We start from the raw sequence: 14,661 nt of genomic DNA, 5'->3' as shown, positions 1-14,661 counted from the left end.
CCGCCCCCCCGCGCCGATGTCTTAACCGATCGCCTTGAGCACGGCCTCGCCGAGGCCCGCTGGGCTGTCGGCCACCACGATACCGGCGGATTTCATCGCCTCGATCTTGTCCTCGGCGCCGCCCTTGCCACCGGCGACGATGGCGCCGGCATGGCCCATGCGGCGGCCCGGAGGGGCGGTGCGCCCGGCGATGAAGCCTGCGGTCGGTTTCCAGCGGCCCTTTTTCTTCTGTTCCTTGAGGAACTCGGCCGCTTCCTCTTCCGCCGAGCCGCCGATCTCGCCGATCATGATGATCGACTGGGTCTCGTCATCGTCGAGGAACATGTCGAGCACATCGATATGCTCGGTGCCCTTGATCGGGTCGCCGCCGATGCCCACCGCGGAGGACTGGCCGAGGCCGATGTCGGAGGTCTGCTTGACCGCCTCGTAGGTCAGGGTGCCGGAGCGCGAGACCACGCCGACCGAGCCACGTTGGTGGATGTGGCCGGGCATGATGCCGATCTTGCAGGCGCCGGGGGTGATGACGCCGGGGCAGTTCGGCCCGATCAGGGTCGAGTTGCTGTCGATCAGCGCGCGCTTGACCTTCATCATGTCGAGCACCGGGATGCCCTCGGTGATGCAGACGATCAGTTCCATCCCGGCGTCGATCGCCTCGAGGATCGAGTCGGCGGCGAAGGGGGGCGGGACGTAGATCACCGATGCGTTGGCCTCGGTTTTCGCCTTGGCCTCGTGCACCGAGTTGAAGACCGGCAGGTCCAGGTGGGTCTGCCCGCCCTTGCCGGGGGTGACGCCGCCGACCATTTTCGTGCCATAGGCGATGGCCTGTTCGGTGTGGAAGGTGCCCTGCGAGCCGGTCAGGCCCTGACAGATGACTTTGGTGTTTTCGTCGACGAGTACGGACATTTTATTGTTCCTCGAAGTGCGACCTGACAAAGTCCGCAACTTCGGACTCTATCGTGGTGATCTTGTTGAGTGCGTGTGTGTAAAGGAGTTTCGCGGCTGCAGCCTCCGGGGTCGCCTCGTCGCTGTCGCGATGCGGGGCGATCTGTTCGAGCGTCAGCGCGCGCGCGGCGGCGGCGGCGACGATCTGCACATCGAGCACAAGTTCCTTGTGCGCGCCGGGGCCGGTCTTGTTGGCGACGCTTTCGATCCGGGCATCCAGGACGGTGCCGCGCGCGGCAAGCCCGTGCCCGCCGGACCCTTGCGAGGTCCAGACGAAGATTTCCTCTCCGGTGCGGGCCGCCGCCTGTTTGTACGGGCGCGCATGGATCTGCGCGACACCGTTCTCGGCGACGGTCAGCGGAGGGTCGATTTTCGCGATCAGCGCCATCCCTTAGCCTTTGACCGCCTTCACGATTTTCTCGGCGCCGTCAGAAAGGTTGTCGGCGGCGATGACGTTGAGGCCGGAACTGGCGATGATCTCCTTGCCCTTCTCGACATTGGTGCCCTCCAAGCGGACCACCAGCGGCACCTGCAGGCCGACCTCTTTCACTGCGGCGATCACGCCCTCGGCGATGACGTCGCAGCGCATGATGCCGCCGAAGATGTTGACCAGGATGCCTTTGACGTTGGGGTCCGAGGTGATGATCTTGAACGCCTCGGTCACCTTGTCCTTGGTGGCGCCGCCGCCGACGTCGAGGAAGTTGGCGGGTTCCGCGCCGTAGAGCTTGATGATGTCCATGGTGGCCATCGCGAGGCCCGCGCCGTTGACCATGCAGCCGATCTCGCCGTCCAGCGCGATGTAGTTCAGGTCGTATTTGGAGGCTTCAAGCTCCTTGGGGTCTTCCTCGGTGGTGTCGCGCAGTTCGGCGACATCGGGGTGGCGGTAGATCGCGTTGCCGTCAAAGCCGAGCTTGGCGTCGAGCACCTTGAGCGCGCCGCCGGGCATCACGATCAGCGGGTTGATCTCGAGCATCTCCATGTCCTTCTCGACGAAGGCGCGGTAGAGGTTGCCCATCAGCGCGACGCATTGCTTGATCTGCGCGCCTTCGAGGCCGAGGGCAAAGGCGACGCGGCGGCCGTGGAACGGCTGGTAGCCGGTGGCCGGGTCGACGGAGAACGACAGGATCTTTTCCGGGGTGGAGGCGGCGACCTCTTCGATGTCCATGCCGCCCTCGGTCGAGCAGACGAAGGAGATGCGCGAGGAGACGCGATCGACCAGCAGCGCGAGGTAAAGCTCGCGCTCGATGTCCGAGCCGTCCTCGATGTAGATGCGGTTGACCTGCTTGCCCGCCGGGCCGGTCTGATGCGTGACCAGGGTGCGGCCGAGCATCTTCTTGGCCTCTTCGGCGGCCTCCTCGACCGACTTGGCAAGGCGCACGCCGCCCTTTTCGCCGGCGTCGGTCTCCTTGAACTTGCCCTTGCCGCGGCCGCCGGCGTGGATCTGGGCCTTGACGACCCAGAGCGGCCCGTCAAGCTCGCCCGCGGCGGTCTTGGCTTCGTCGGCTTTCAGGACGGCGCGGCCGTCGGACACCGGCGCGCCGTAGCTGCGCAGAAGCGCCTTGGCTTGGTATTCGTGGATGTTCATGGATAAACTGTCCCGTCTGGCTGCGATTTCCGCCTGTATAGGCATGTCCGCGCACGGCAGGTAAGGGGTTTCAGGGCCGTGGCGGAGGAAATCGCGAAAAATTGCGCATTATGTGATCACACGCAAAAAACCTGTGATCACAAATTTGGCGCTGCGGGTGCAGGAGGGTGCGGTGACAAAAGGAATCACGCCGCGTCAAGCGGCAGCTCGGGGCGTGGGCTGCGCGGTTGTGTCTCAGGCGCGGCGGGTCAGGACGGAAACGCCGGTGACTGGATGAAGACCGGCAGGCCGGTGGCCGGATCGATCACCGGAGGACCCGCCAGAAGATCATCACCATCGGCGATCACGCCTCCCAATTGCAGTCCGACACGGAACAGCGGCGCATCGGCGCGCGCGGTTGTCCGGCTTCGATTTTTCGAGTGCAAAAGCTTGACGTGATGTAAAGATGTGAGTATGTCGCGGCCATCGACTTTACATTATGTCAAGTTGTCGTTTCGGTCCCTTCGTTATCAAAGAGGTTCAAATGTCGTATTCCATCCGGATCAAACTCCTTCTCCTGACCTCGGGGCTTGTCAGCGCCGGTGTCGGGTTCGCCGTGTTGTTTCTGCCTGTCGGGTTTCATGCCGGTTCGGGCATCGTTCTGGGCGGCAATCTCAGCCTGATGAGCGAGATGCGCGCGCCCGGCGCGCTGCTGCTGGCCGCTGGCGGGTTCATCCTGGCGTCGGTCGTCGTCGCGCGTTGGCAATACGCGGCGACCCTTGTGTCGGCCGCGGTGTTCCTGTCCTACGGGTTGGCGCGGATCTACAGCATCGTTGCCGATGGGATGCCGCACGAGACGTTGCTGACGGCGGCCGGTGTCGAACTGTTTGTCGGGTTGCTCAGCGTGCTGATGATCCCGGGACTTCGCAAGCCCGCCTGAACACGAAAAAGGGGTGCCGGTTTGCGGCACCCCTTCAAGACCTTGTCCGGCTGGCGGCCTGGCTTACGCCAGGCTGCTGTCGATGCCCTTGCAGGCCTCGACCAGGCCCTTGACGGCCTTGACCGAGCTGTCGAACATCTCCTGCTCTTCCTTGTTGAGCTTGATGTTGACGATCCGCTCGATACCGCCGGCACCGATCACGGTGGGCACGCCCACATACATGTCCTTCACGCCCAGTTCGCCGTCGCAATAGGCGGCGCAGGGCAGGACGCGCTTTTGGTCCTTGAGATAGGCTTCGGCCATTTCGATGGCGCTGGTGGCCGGCGCATAGAAGGCCGAGCCGGTTTTCAGCAGGCCGACGATCTCGGCGCCACCGTCACGGGTGCGCTGCAGGATGCCGTCCAGTTTTTCCTGAGTGGTCCAGCCCATCGCGATCAGGTCGGGCAGCGGGATGCCGGCGACGGTCGAATAACGGACCGAGGGAACCATGGTATCGCCATGGCCGCCGAGCACGAAGGCGGTGACGTCCTTCATCGAGACGCCGAATTCCAGGCTGAGGAAGTGGCGGAAGCGGGCCGAGTCGAGCACGCCGGCCATGCCGCAGACCTTGTTGGCGGGCAGGCCGGAGAATTTCTGCAGCGCCCAGACCATCGCGTCGAGCGGGTTGGTGATGCAGATCACAAAGGCGTCGGGGGCGTGCTGGCCGATGCCTTCGCCCACCGATTTCATCACCTTGAGGTTGATGCCGAGCAGGTCGTCGCGGCTCATCCCCGGTTTGCGGGGGACGCCGGCGGTCACGATGCAGACGTCGGCGCCGGCGATGTCCTCATAGGACTGGGTGCCGCGCAGCGCAGCGTCGAAGCCCTCGGAGGGGCCGGATTCGGCGATGTCGAGCGCCTTGCCTTCGGGGGTGCCTTCGGCGATGTCGAACAGCACGACGTCGCCAAGCTCTTTCAGCGCGGCGAGGTGGGCGAGCGTGCCGCCGATCTGACCTGCGCCGATCAGGGCAATCTTGGGTCTGGCCATGGATTTATCTCCGGTCCGGTTGGAATTTCCGGTTGCCTAGTGCTTAACGGAGGCGCGCGCAAGACTTACGCGCGGGCGGACGCCGCGCTGCGGCGCGCACAAGGGCGGGACGGGGCGGGAAAAAACCCTGCCGGTGTGACCTGTTAGGGGGATTCGGATGCTGGAGTTGAGCCCGGGGTTTTTCGCGGTGGCAGTGCCCGCGGTGGTGTTCGCGGGGGTGTCGAAGGGCGGCTTCGGGTCCGGCGCGGCCTTTGCCTCGGCCACGATTCTGGCGCTGATCCTGGAGCCGGGGCAGGCGCTGGGGGTGATGTTGCCGCTGCTGATGCTGATCGACCTGGCCTCGCTCAAACCCTACTGGCGGCGCTGGCACTGGCCCGATGCGCGGCTGCTGATCCTGGGCGGCGTGCCGGGCGTTCTGCTTGGCGTGGCGCTCTACCGGGTGGCGGATGCGGATGTGATGCGGCTGCTGATCGGCGGCATCTCGGTGCTCTTCGTGGCCTGGCAGATCGGCCGGCAGGGCGGCTGGATTCGCCCGGCGCGGGACAGGTTGCCGGGCTGGGCCGGTCTGCTGGCCGGGGTGGTGACCGGGTTCACCAGTTTCGTCAGCCATGCCGGCGGGCCGTCGGCGGCGGTCTATCTGTTGTCGCAACGGCTGGACAAGACCCGGTATCAGGCCAGCACGGTGCTGATCTTCTGGGTGCTGAACATCGTGAAGTTCGTGCCCTATGCCTTTCTCGGCATGTTCACCTGGCAGACGGCGGCGGCGAACCTGGCGCTGGCGCCCTTCGCCCTGATGGGGACATGGATCGGCGTGCGGGCGCATGACCTGGTGCCTGAGCGGCTGTTCTTCGGGCTGACCTACGTGTTGCTTCTGGTGACCGGCGGCAAGCTGATCTGGGACGGGTTGGTGTAGGGGGGGCAAGCCTCCCACCTCGTCCCCCGGGCCGCTGTCGGGCAGATAAGGAGAGTCGCCGAGAGAGGTGTACGCGGCCTGCGCTGAATCCGAAGGCGCGCGGCGGGTTCTGCGCCTCGTTCGAGTCGGCGTTCGCTGCGGCGCGGCGATTCCCTCTTGAATTTTCCGGAAAAGAATGCCCCTTTCCGGCGCAACATTATGACCCGAGGAGAGATTCATGGATCCCCGTTCGCGCCCTTACCGTTCCGTCCTTTATATTCCCGGCTCCAAGCCGCGCGCGCTGGACAAGGCCCGCGGGCTGCCGGTCGATGCGATCATCTTCGATCTGGAGGACGCGGTTTCGGCCGAGGAAAAGGAGAACGCCCGCGATACGCTGAAGGCGGCGCTGGCCGAGGGCGGCTATGGCGCGCGGGTGAAGATCGTGCGGATCAACGGGCTGGACACCGGCTGGGGTGCCGACGATGCACGCGCGGTCCGTGACATGGACGTGGACGCAGTTCTGCTGCCCAAGGTGGGGAGTGCGGCTGACCTCGACGCGCTGGCCGAGATCACCGGCGCGCTGCCGCTCTGGGCGATGATGGAGACGCCCAAGGGCATGTTGAACGCCGCCGAGATCGCTGCGCATCCGCGGCTGGCGGGCATGGTGATGGGCACCAACGATCTGGCCAAGGAGTTGCAGACGCGGTTCCGGCCCGACCGGCTGCCGATGATGGCGGGGCTGGGCCTGTGCCTGCTGGCGGCCAAGGCCGAGGGATTGGTGATCGTCGACGGCGTCTACAACGCCTTCAAGGATGACGAGGGGCTGGCGGTGGAATGCGCGCAGGGCCGTGACATGGGGTTCGACGGCAAGACCCTGATCCACCCGGCGCAGGTCGCGGTGACCAACGCCGCCTTTGCGCCCTCGGATGAGGAGATCGACCTGGCCCGGCGCCAGATCGCGGCTTTTGAAGAGACCGAGGCGAGCGGGCAGGGGGTGGCGGTGGTCGACGGCAAGATCGTCGAGAACCTGCATGTTGTCACCGCGCGCGAAATTCTGGCAAAAGCAGAGGCGATTGAAACGCTGCAAGCGGGGTAGCCAGCGATGGGTTTTGTTCTTTTGATTCTGGGCGTGGCGCTTTGGTGGGCCGCGCATCTGTTCAAGCGGGTGGCGCCGGCGCGGCGCGCCGCCATGGGCGACAGGGGCAAGGGCGCGGTGGCGGTTGTCCTGCTGGCGGCCGTTGTCCTGATGATCTTCGGCTACCGGATGGCCGATGGCGCGTTCTTCTGGGGCCGTCACCCGGCCACGGTGGGCATCAACAACCTGCTGATGCTGGTGGCGCTTTACCTGACCTCGCCGGGGCCGTCGAAAGGCGCGCTGCTCTACCGGATGCGGCATCCGATGCTGACCGGTTTCCTGCTGTGGGCGGTGGCGCACCTGCTGGTGAACGGCGATGTGCCCTCGTTCATCCTGTTCGGCGGGCTAGGTGCGTGGGCGGTCGTCGAGATGGGCGTCATCAACCGGGCCGAACCCGGCTGGACCCCGCCGGCCAAGGGCAGCCTGGGCAAGGACGCGATGTTCCTTGCGATCAGCGCGGTGCTGTTGGTGGTGATCGGCTATGTTCACCTGTGGCTCGGCTATCCGGCGTTCGGGTGAGGATGGCGATGAGCACGCTGTACCGTTTGCTGACCGAGGACGATACCTCGGCGTTTTGCCACAAGGTCAGCGCGGCGCTGGCCAAGGGGTGGGTGCTGCACGGGCCGCCCACCTATGCCTTTGACGCAGGCAGCGGCGTGATGCGCTGTGGCCAGGCGGTGACCAAGGAGGTGGAGGCCGCCTATTCCCCCGACATGAAACTAGGAGAACAGTGAATGGCCCAGAGCCAGCAAAAGACCAACCCGGGCCGGTTTTTCGAGGATTACGCGGTCGGGGACGTGTTGAAACACGCGGTTCCGCGCACCGTCTCGGGGGGCGAGCGGGCGCTCTATCACGCGCTCTACCCGGCGCGCCATGCGCTTTATTCCTCGGACAGCTTCGCGCAGGCCTGCGGGTTGAAGGGCAGCCCGATCGACGATCTGGCCGCGTTTCACGTGGTGTTTGGCAAGACGGTGCCGGATGTCTCGCTGAACGCGGTGGCGAACCTGGGCTATGCCGAGGGGCGCTGGCTGAAGCCGGTCTTTGCAGGCGATACCCTACGCTCGGAGTCCGAGGTGATCGGGGTCAAGCAGAACTCCAACGGCAAGACCGGCGTGGTCTATGTGCGCACCCGGGGCCTGAACCAGCGCGACGAGGTGGTGATGGAGTACGTGCGCTGGGTGATGGTGCGCAAATCCGACCTTGATGCGCCGGCGCCCGAGGCGGTGGTGCCCGAGCTGAAAAAGGGGCTGGCGCCGACCGACCTGGTGATCCCCGAGGGGCTGGATTTCAGCGATTACGATTTCGATCTGGCGGGCGAGCCGCATCGCTGGGGCGATTACGAGGTCGGTGAACAGATCGACCATGTCGACGGCGTCACCATCGAAGAGGCCGAGCACATGATGGCGACGCGCCTGTGGCAGAACACCGCCAAGGTGCATTTCGACCTGAGCGTCCGTCCCGAGGGGCGGCTGATCTATGGCGGGCATGTGATCTCGATGGCGCGGGCGCTGTCGTTCAACGGGCTGGCCAACGCGCAGATGATCGTCGGGCTGAACGGCGGGGCGCATGCCAACCCCTGTTTCGCCGGCGACACGATCAAGGCGTGGTCCGAGGTGCTGGACAAGGCCGAAACGCAGGCGCCGGGCGTCGGCGCGGTGCGGCTGCGGCTGGTGGCGACCAAGGGCGGCGCGCCGTTCGAGTTGCGCGGCGCCGATGGCAAGTACCTGCCCGACGTGCTGCTCGATCTCGATTACTGGGCGTTGATGCCGATGTGAGTCGCGGATTGGGGGCCAGCCCCCAAACCCCCGGAGTATTTCACACGAGAAGAAGACAAGGCCGCGGTCCATCCCCGCCCGGGCCATCCGACCTTGTTGGGGTGCTTCGGCGGAGGAGGCCGCGCGAGACTCAGAGGCGCCTGAGCGGCGCCGATTTCGTGCCGGATCGAACCTGCGGTCGGTTTTGTGATCACGCGCCTATTTCATGTGATCACGTTTGCGTTTTTTCTGCGCCGCCGCATAGGGATTTCGCGAATTTTGTCCGTCTGCGACGTGACAGGCGCTGAAAAAGGCGTAAAAACGAGCGCAGCCAACCGGAAAGGAGCCAACATGGCCGATGTCAATCGGGGCGATCGCCCGCTTTCGCCGCACCTGTCGATCTATCGCCCTCAGCTAACCGCAATCACCTCGATCCTGACCCGGATCACCGGCAACGCGTTGCTTGTGGCGGCGATTCTGATTGTCTGGTGGTTCCTTGCCGCTGCCACCTCGCCGGAGTATTTCGCCCTGGCCGACGCGGTGATCACAAGCTGGTTCGGGGATCTGGTGATGTTCCTGTCGCTCTGGGCGCTGTGGTATCACACGCTGGCCGGGATCCGGCACCTGATCTGGGACAATGCCAAGATGCTGGACATGGAGATCGCCACCAAGCTGGGCTGGGCGATCATCGCGGGATCCATCCTGCTGACCCTGTTCACCGTCGTCGTGATCTGAAGGAGGTTCCAATGCGTTATCTTACCGACCGCAAGCGCGTCGATGGCCTCGGCACCGCCAAGTCCGGCGTGCATCATTTCTGGGTGATGAAGGTCAGCTCTGTCGCCCTGCTCGGGCTGATCCCGCTGTTCGTCTTTACCTTCGGCCCGATGCTGGGCCAGCCGCATGACGCGGTGCTGGCCTATTTCGGACGGCCGTTCCCGGCGATCGTCGCGGCGCTGACCATCCTTGTGAGCTTCCGTCACTTCAAGGACGGCGTACAGGTGCTGATCGAGGACTATGTCCACGGCTGGGCGCAACGGGCATTGATCATCGCGATGATCCTGCTGAGCTACTCGGCGGCGGCGGTCGGCCTGTTCGCCATCGCCCGCATCGCGCTCTAACTCCGAACGGGAGACAAGAAGAATGGCTGCATACGAATTTGAGACCCATGACTACGACGTGGTTGTCGTGGGCGCCGGCGGCGCCGGTCTGCGCGCGACGCTGGGCATGGCCGAGCAGGGGTTGCGCACCGCCTGCGTGACCAAGGTGTTTCCGACCCGCTCGCATACCGTCGCGGCGCAGGGCGGCATCGCCGCCTCGCTCAGCAACATGGGCCCGGACCACTGGCAATGGCACATGTTCGACACCGTCAAGGGCTCGGACTGGCTGGGCGACACCGACGCGATGGAATACCTGGCGCGCTCGGCCCCGGCGGCGGTTTACGAGCTGGAGCACTATGGTGTGCCGTTCAGCCGGACCGAGGAGGGCAAGATCTATCAGCGCCCGTTCGGCGGCCATACCACCGAGTTCGGCGACGGCCCGCCGGTGCAGCGCACCTGCGCCGCCGCCGACCGTACCGGGCATGCGATCCTGCACACGCTCTACGGTCAGAGCCTCAAGAACAACGCGGAATTCTACGTCGAGTATTTCGCCATCGACCTGATCATGTCCGACGACGGTGTCTGTCAGGGTGTGGTGTGCTGGAAGCTCGATGACGGCACCATGCATGTGTTCAACGCCAAGACCGTGGTGCTGGCCACCGGCGGTTATGGCCGGGCCTTCTTCTCGTGCACCTCGGCGCATACCTGTACCGGCGACGGCGGCGGCATGGTGACACGCGCCGGCCTGCCGCTGCAGGACATGGAGTTCGTGCAGTTCCATCCCACCGGCATCTATGGCGCCGGCTGCCTGATCACCGAGGGCGCCCGCGGCGAGGGCGGATACCTGACCAACTCCGAGGGCGAGCGGTTCATGGAGCGCTATGCGCCTCAGTACAAGGACCTGGCGCCGCGCGACTATGTCAGCCGTTCGATGACGATGGAGATCCGCGAGGGTCGCGGCGTCGGCGAGCTTGGCGATCACATCCACCTGAACCTGAGCCACCTGCCGGCCGAGGCGCTGGCCGAACGGCTGCCGGGGATTTCCGAAAGCGCCAGGGTCTTTTCCGGTGTCGATGTCACCAAGGAGCCGATCCCGGTCCTGCCCACCGTGCATTACAACATGGGCGGCATTCCGACCAACTATTGGGGTGAGGTGCTGAACCCCACCGCCGAGGATCCCAACGCCGTTGTGCCGGGCCTGATGGCCGTGGGCGAGGCGGGTTGCGCCAGCGTGCACGGGGCCAACCGCCTCGGCTCCAACTCGCTGATCGACCTGGTGGTCTTTGGCCGCGCCGCCGCGATCCGAGCCGGCAAGGTGGTCGACCCCGAGGCGCCGAACCCGGAGCTGAACAGCGCCTCGGTCGACAAGGCATTCGACCGGTTCGACGGGCTGCGCCACGCCAAGGGGGGCATCCCCACCGCCGAGCTGCGGCTTGAGATGCAGCGCACCATGCAGTCCGACGCGGCGGTGTTCCGCACCGACAAGACGCTGAAGGAAGGCGTCGAGAAGATGACCGCGATCGCCGCCAAACTGGGCGATCTGGCCGTCACCGACCGCAGTCTGGTGTGGAACAGCGACCTGATGGAAACGCTGGAGCTGACCAACCTGATGCCCAACGCGCTGGCAACCATCCACGGCGCCGAGGCGCGCAAGGAAAGCCGCGGGGCCCATGCCTCGGAGGATCACAGCACGCGTGACGACGAGAACTGGCGCGTGCACACGATCAGCCGCGTCGAGGGCAACCAGGTCGATCTGAGCTATCGTCCGGTGATCGTCGATCCGCTGACCACCGAGGATCAGGGCGGCATCGCACTGAAGAAAATCGCGCCCAAGGCGCGGACCTTCTGAGGAGAGACAGACCCATGGTTCAACTTGCACTCCCGAAGAATTCCCGCATCACCACCGGCAAGACCTGGCCGAAGCCCGAGGGCGCGACCAATGTGCGGAGCTTCAAGATCTATCGCTGGAGCCCGGACGACGGGCAGAACCCGCGTGTCGATACCTATTTCATCGACATGGACAAATGCGGGCCGATGGTTCTGGACGCGCTGATCAAGATCAAGAACGAGATCGACCCGACGCTGACCTTCCGCCGATCCTGCCGCGAGGGGATCTGTGGATCCTGCGCGATGAACATCGACGGGATCAACACGCTGGCCTGCATCTATGGTCTCGACGAGATCAAGGGCGACGTGAAGATCTATCCGCTGCCGCATATGCCGGTGGTCAAGGACCTGATCCCGGATCTGACGCATTTCTATGCCCAGCATGCCTCGATCATGCCCTGGCTGGAGACCAAGACCAACCGCCCGGCGAAAGAGTGGAAGCAGTCGATCGAGGACCGCAAGAAGCTGGACGGTCTTTATGAATGCGTGATGTGCGCATCGTGCTCGACCTCTTGCCCGAGCTACTGGTGGAATGGCGATCGCTACCTCGGGCCGGCCGCGCTGCTGCATGCCTATCGCTGGATCATCGACAGCCGCGACGAGGCCACGGGCGAGCGTCTGGATCAGCTTGAAGACCCCTTCAAGCTCTATCGCTGCCACACCATCATGAACTGCACCAAGACCTGCCCCAAGGGGCTGAACCCGGCCAAGTCCATCGCCGAGATCAAGAAGCTGATGATGAAGCGCGCGGTCTGAGCGACGCCGGTGGATCCGACCTCCGGCGTGGTGGTGTTGGCCGGGGCGGCGGGGCTTTCCCTGCCGCTCGGTGGCGCGTTGGCATGGATTGCCTATCGTCACGAGACGGCGTTCACCGAACCGGTGATGCACGCGCTGATCGCCTTTGGCGGCGGCGCGCTGCTGTCCGCGGTGGCGCTGGTGCTGGTGCCCGAGGGGGCGGCGATGCTGCCGCCGGCGGTGGCGCTGGGGCTGCTGTTTCTGGGCGGCATCGTTTTCTATCTGCTCGATCTGCGTCTGGAGCGTGACGGCGGCAGCGGCGGTGCGCTGCTGGTGGCTATGCTGCTGGATTTCCTGCCCGAGGCCGTCGCCCTGGGAGCAATGCTGGTGACCGAGGCGGCGACCGCCAAGCTGCTTGCATTGATGATCTTTCTGCAGAACCTGCCCGAGGGGTTTTCCGCCTTTGGCGAGATATGGCGCAGTGGGGTGGCGGCCCGGCCGTTGCTGCTGGCCTTTGCCCTGCTGGCGGGACTTGGGCCGATCTGCGCCCTGCTGGGGATGTGGTTTCTGGTCGAGATGGATGCGGTTCTTGGCGCGATCATGATCTTTTCCGCCGGTGGCATCCTGTATCTGTTGTTCCAGGACGTGGCCCCTGCCACCCGGACCCGCGACAGCAGTGCGCCGGCGCTTGGCGCGGTGTTTGGGTTCGGGTTGGGGCTGGCGGGGTCCCTGATCATCGGGTGATGCAGCAAGCGCATGGCAAGATTGCATTCTTGTCCGATGCGGCGGCGCAGCATCGACCCTAGCTTGGCGGTCAGGGAGGGTCTCTGAAACAGCGGAGCGACCCATGAGCAATACCGTGAAACACCCCGAAACCGCCGCCGTGCAAAATGCCCGCGCCGCCCTGCGCGCGCTGGACGAGGCTTGGGCCTATTACACCCCCGAACCGCTGCCGGACCACGCCGAGGCCGACCCGGCGCAGGATCTGTTCCAGTATCACGCCGCCGCCTGACGGCCCGCTGGTCAGCGCCCGGTCAATGCGCTAGGCCGGGCCCCGGACCGAAAGGGAGGGGCCCTTGCCCGTGTTGCTTCTGATCCTGCTGGCCGGCGTTCTGGCCTATTTCGTCTGGCGCCATCGCAGCACCGCGCTGAGCCGCGACTGCCGCTGGCGGCTGGACCGGGCGCGCGGCGCCTGGCGCTGCGCCGCCTGCGGCGGAGAGATCCCGGACGAGGCGCGGGGCGCGCCGCGGATATGCCTGAAAAACCACAGCTGACGGCCCTTTGAAAAAAAATTTCCGCGCATGATTTTTCCACTTGATCGACTCGGGGTTTGGCCCGATATGCGCGGTTAAGACGCCAACGCACGCGCCTCTGGCGAAAGGGGTCACGCCCCTAAGGTTACGTAGCGACGGTAACGTCTCCCTTTGAAGTGAGCGGTCTGCGCCGGGAAACCGGAATGGCCGGGTCTGATGGAGATGACCATGAACGCATACGTAACCGAGTTTTCGGTCGCAAAAGACGTGCGCCCGAACGATCGCATCGAAAATTTCATCCGCTCGACGCAGTTCGACCACCCGACGCTGGTTCTGGACGTGGATCGCGTCGCCGATCAGTATCACGCGCTGAAGGCCGGTCTTGGCCGGGCGCGCATCCATTATGCCGTCAAGGCCAACCCGGCGCGCGAGATCATCGAGCGGTTGGTGGGCCTCGGCTCGGGCTTTGACGCGGCATCGCGCGCCGAGATCGAGCTGTGCCTGTCGCTGGGCGCACATCCCGAGAACATCTCGTTCGGCAACACGGTGAAAAAGCCGCGCGATATCGAGTTCGCCTTTCACGCCGGCATCACCCTGTTCGCCGCCGACGCCGAGGAAGAGATCGAGAAGATCGCCGCCTTTGCCCCCGGCGCGCGGGTCTACATCCGCCTGATCGTCGATGCGTCGGAGGCCGACTGGCCGTTGTCGCGCAAGTTCGGCTGCGCCCGCGACAAGGCGATTTCGCTGATGGACCAGGCCGTGGCGCTGGGGCTGAGCCCGGTCGGCCTGTCGTTCCACGTCGGCAGCCAGACCCGGCGCGCCGCGATGTGGACCACCACGCTGGACCAGGTGGCCGCCGTCTGGCACGCCGCGCGCGACGCCGGGCACGCGCTGGAGCTGCTGAACATCGGCGGCGGGTTCCCGGCCTATTACGGCGAGGAGATCGAGGGCCCGACGGCCTATTCGGCACGGGTGATGGAGCTGGTGAGCGAGCGGTTCGGCGACGTGCCGCATGTCATGGCAGAACCGGGCCGCGGGCTGGTGGCCGAGGCCGGCATGATCGCCGCCGAGGTGCTGCTGGTCAGCCGCAAGTCCGACAGTGACCTGCACCGCTGGGTCTACCTGGATATCGGTAAGTTCTCGGGCCTGGCCGAGACCATGGACGAGGCGATCCGCTATCAGTTCGTGACCGACCGCGATCACGAGCCGATGGGCGCCTGCATTCTGGCCGGACCGTCCTGCGACAGCGCCGACGTGCTTTATGAAAAGCGCCCGGTCGAGCTGCCGCTGGGGCTGCGGTCCGGCGACCGTTTCCTGATCCGAAATTGCGGCGCCTATACCTCGACCTATGCCAGCGTCGGCTTCAACGGGTTCCCGCCGCTGGATGTCGTGGTGATCTGAGCGGATGTCGTCGGCCCGGGCCCGACGGCCGGGCC

Annotated in this window: 18 protein-coding genes; 14 read left to right on the top strand and 4 right to left on the bottom strand. The window is 65.3% G+C overall.

From position 1 onward, the window contains the following. Nucleotides 1-21: 21 nt before the first annotated feature. The 3 genes from sucD to sucC are packed head-to-tail and all read right to left on the bottom strand — an operon-like array spanning nucleotide 22 to nucleotide 2,527. On the bottom strand, nucleotides 22-903 hold the full coding sequence (sucD, locus tag P1U75_RS07315) for a succinate--CoA ligase subunit alpha (protein WP_300241550.1): 882 nt from the start codon (nucleotides 901-903) through the stop codon (nucleotides 22-24). Nucleotide 904: 1 nt separating this feature from the next. Beyond that, complete coding sequence (locus P1U75_RS07310; RefSeq protein WP_300241548.1) at nucleotides 905-1,330, bottom strand: hypothetical protein; 426 nt, start codon at nucleotides 1,328-1,330, stop codon at nucleotides 905-907. A 3-nt stretch (nucleotides 1,331-1,333) separates the two neighbouring features. Next, nucleotides 1,334-2,527, bottom strand: a complete 1,194-nt coding sequence (gene sucC, locus P1U75_RS07305) for an ADP-forming succinate--CoA ligase subunit beta (protein WP_300241546.1) — start codon at nucleotides 2,525-2,527, stop codon at nucleotides 1,334-1,336. 523 nt (nucleotides 2,528-3,050) lie between these two features. Between sucC and P1U75_RS07300 the strand changes: the two genes are divergently transcribed. After that, entirely contained in the window at nucleotides 3,051-3,446 is a 396-nt protein-coding gene (locus P1U75_RS07300; RefSeq protein WP_300241543.1) for a DUF4345 domain-containing protein, read from the top strand. Nucleotides 3,447-3,509: 63 nt separating this feature from the next. On the opposite strand, the gene mdh is transcribed toward P1U75_RS07300, so the two are convergent. Further along, nucleotides 3,510-4,472 carry a malate dehydrogenase gene (mdh, locus tag P1U75_RS07295; protein WP_300241540.1) on the bottom strand — a complete coding sequence of 321 codons (963 nt, stop codon included), beginning with the start codon at nucleotides 4,470-4,472 and terminating at the stop codon, nucleotides 3,510-3,512. Between the two features lie 157 nt (nucleotides 4,473-4,629). On the opposite strand from mdh, the gene P1U75_RS07290 reads away from it, so the two are divergent. From P1U75_RS07290 to P1U75_RS07230, 13 genes are all read left to right on the top strand, one after another. After that, a complete protein-coding gene (locus P1U75_RS07290) occupies nucleotides 4,630-5,385 on the top strand; it encodes a sulfite exporter TauE/SafE family protein (RefSeq protein WP_300241537.1) in 756 nt (251 codons plus the stop codon). Nucleotides 5,386-5,602: 217 nt separating this feature from the next. After that, entirely contained in the window at nucleotides 5,603-6,460 is an 858-nt protein-coding gene (locus tag P1U75_RS07285; RefSeq protein WP_300241535.1) for a CoA ester lyase, read from the top strand. Nucleotides 6,461-6,466: 6 nt separating this feature from the next. Further along, on the top strand, nucleotides 6,467-7,018 hold the full coding sequence (locus P1U75_RS07280) for an NnrU family protein (protein ID WP_300241533.1): 552 nt from the start codon (nucleotides 6,467-6,469) through the stop codon (nucleotides 7,016-7,018). 8 nt (nucleotides 7,019-7,026) lie between these two features. Continuing rightward, the gene (locus P1U75_RS07275) at nucleotides 7,027-7,233 is read left to right on the top strand and encodes a DUF1737 domain-containing protein (RefSeq protein WP_300241531.1); all 207 of its coding nucleotides are present in this window, start codon (nucleotides 7,027-7,029) and stop codon (nucleotides 7,231-7,233) included. Then, entirely contained in the window at nucleotides 7,234-8,274 is a 1,041-nt protein-coding gene (locus tag P1U75_RS07270) for a MaoC family dehydratase (protein ID WP_300241529.1), read from the top strand. It abuts the gene before it with no gap. Between the two features lie 330 nt (nucleotides 8,275-8,604). Continuing rightward, on the top strand, nucleotides 8,605-8,988 hold the full coding sequence (gene sdhC / locus P1U75_RS07265) for a succinate dehydrogenase, cytochrome b556 subunit (RefSeq protein WP_300241527.1): 384 nt from the start codon (nucleotides 8,605-8,607) through the stop codon (nucleotides 8,986-8,988). Between the two features lie 11 nt (nucleotides 8,989-8,999). After that, nucleotides 9,000-9,371, top strand: a complete 372-nt coding sequence (sdhD, locus tag P1U75_RS07260; protein WP_300241525.1) for a succinate dehydrogenase, hydrophobic membrane anchor protein — start codon at nucleotides 9,000-9,002, stop codon at nucleotides 9,369-9,371. 22 nt (nucleotides 9,372-9,393) lie between these two features. After that, the gene (gene sdhA / locus P1U75_RS07255) at nucleotides 9,394-11,199 is read left to right on the top strand and encodes a succinate dehydrogenase flavoprotein subunit (protein ID WP_300241522.1); all 1,806 of its coding nucleotides are present in this window, start codon (nucleotides 9,394-9,396) and stop codon (nucleotides 11,197-11,199) included. A 14-nt stretch (nucleotides 11,200-11,213) separates the two neighbouring features. Then, the gene (locus tag P1U75_RS07250) at nucleotides 11,214-11,993 is read left to right on the top strand and encodes a succinate dehydrogenase iron-sulfur subunit (protein ID WP_300241520.1); all 780 of its coding nucleotides are present in this window, start codon (nucleotides 11,214-11,216) and stop codon (nucleotides 11,991-11,993) included. 9 nt (nucleotides 11,994-12,002) lie between these two features. Beyond that, nucleotides 12,003-12,716: a divalent cation transporter gene (locus P1U75_RS07245; protein ID WP_300241518.1), complete on the top strand. Its 714-nt coding sequence runs from the start codon at nucleotides 12,003-12,005 to the stop codon at nucleotides 12,714-12,716. Nucleotides 12,717-12,819: 103 nt separating this feature from the next. Then, on the top strand, nucleotides 12,820-12,984 hold the full coding sequence (locus P1U75_RS07240; RefSeq protein WP_300241516.1) for a hypothetical protein: 165 nt from the start codon (nucleotides 12,820-12,822) through the stop codon (nucleotides 12,982-12,984). 70 nt (nucleotides 12,985-13,054) lie between these two features. Continuing rightward, complete coding sequence (locus P1U75_RS07235; RefSeq protein ID WP_300241552.1) at nucleotides 13,055-13,246, top strand: hypothetical protein; 192 nt, start codon at nucleotides 13,055-13,057, stop codon at nucleotides 13,244-13,246. Nucleotides 13,247-13,453: 207 nt separating this feature from the next. Continuing rightward, a complete protein-coding gene (locus P1U75_RS07230; RefSeq protein ID WP_300241514.1) occupies nucleotides 13,454-14,626 on the top strand; it encodes a type III PLP-dependent enzyme in 1,173 nt (390 codons plus the stop codon). Nucleotides 14,627-14,661: the final 35 nt, after the last annotated feature.

This window comes from Antarcticimicrobium sp. (genome assembly GCF_029212575.1).
Classification (GTDB): Bacteria; Pseudomonadota; Alphaproteobacteria; order Rhodobacterales; family Rhodobacteraceae; genus Antarcticimicrobium.
The sequence above is the reverse complement of the archived record's forward strand: the minus strand, read 5'-3'. Positions and strand labels throughout refer to the sequence as shown.

Excerpts from the sequence above, each read along its gene's own strand:
- sucD (WP_300241550.1), bottom strand. The coding sequence starts at position 903 with ATGTCCGTACTCGTCGACGAAAACACCAAAGTCATCTGTCAGGGCCTG.
- P1U75_RS07310 (WP_300241548.1), bottom strand. The coding sequence starts at position 1,330 with ATGGCGCTGATCGCGAAAATCGACCCTCCGCTGACCGTCGCCGAGAAC.
- sucC (WP_300241546.1), bottom strand. The coding sequence starts at position 2,527 with ATGAACATCCACGAATACCAAGCCAAGGCGCTTCTGCGCAGCTACGGC.
- P1U75_RS07300 (WP_300241543.1), top strand. The coding sequence starts at position 3,051 with ATGTCGTATTCCATCCGGATCAAACTCCTTCTCCTGACCTCGGGGCTT.
- mdh (WP_300241540.1), bottom strand. The coding sequence starts at position 4,472 with ATGGCCAGACCCAAGATTGCCCTGATCGGCGCAGGTCAGATCGGCGGC.
- P1U75_RS07290 (WP_300241537.1), top strand. The coding sequence starts at position 4,630 with ATGCTGGAGTTGAGCCCGGGGTTTTTCGCGGTGGCAGTGCCCGCGGTG.
- P1U75_RS07285 (WP_300241535.1), top strand. The coding sequence starts at position 5,603 with ATGGATCCCCGTTCGCGCCCTTACCGTTCCGTCCTTTATATTCCCGGC.
- P1U75_RS07280 (WP_300241533.1), top strand. The coding sequence starts at position 6,467 with ATGGGTTTTGTTCTTTTGATTCTGGGCGTGGCGCTTTGGTGGGCCGCG.
- P1U75_RS07275 (WP_300241531.1), top strand. The coding sequence starts at position 7,027 with ATGAGCACGCTGTACCGTTTGCTGACCGAGGACGATACCTCGGCGTTT.
- P1U75_RS07270 (WP_300241529.1), top strand. The coding sequence starts at position 7,234 with ATGGCCCAGAGCCAGCAAAAGACCAACCCGGGCCGGTTTTTCGAGGAT.
- sdhC (WP_300241527.1), top strand. The coding sequence starts at position 8,605 with ATGGCCGATGTCAATCGGGGCGATCGCCCGCTTTCGCCGCACCTGTCG.
- sdhD (WP_300241525.1), top strand. The coding sequence starts at position 9,000 with ATGCGTTATCTTACCGACCGCAAGCGCGTCGATGGCCTCGGCACCGCC.
- sdhA (WP_300241522.1), top strand. The coding sequence starts at position 9,394 with ATGGCTGCATACGAATTTGAGACCCATGACTACGACGTGGTTGTCGTG.
- P1U75_RS07250 (WP_300241520.1), top strand. The coding sequence starts at position 11,214 with ATGGTTCAACTTGCACTCCCGAAGAATTCCCGCATCACCACCGGCAAG.
- P1U75_RS07240 (WP_300241516.1), top strand. The coding sequence starts at position 12,820 with ATGAGCAATACCGTGAAACACCCCGAAACCGCCGCCGTGCAAAATGCC.
- P1U75_RS07230 (WP_300241514.1), top strand. The coding sequence starts at position 13,454 with ATGAACGCATACGTAACCGAGTTTTCGGTCGCAAAAGACGTGCGCCCG.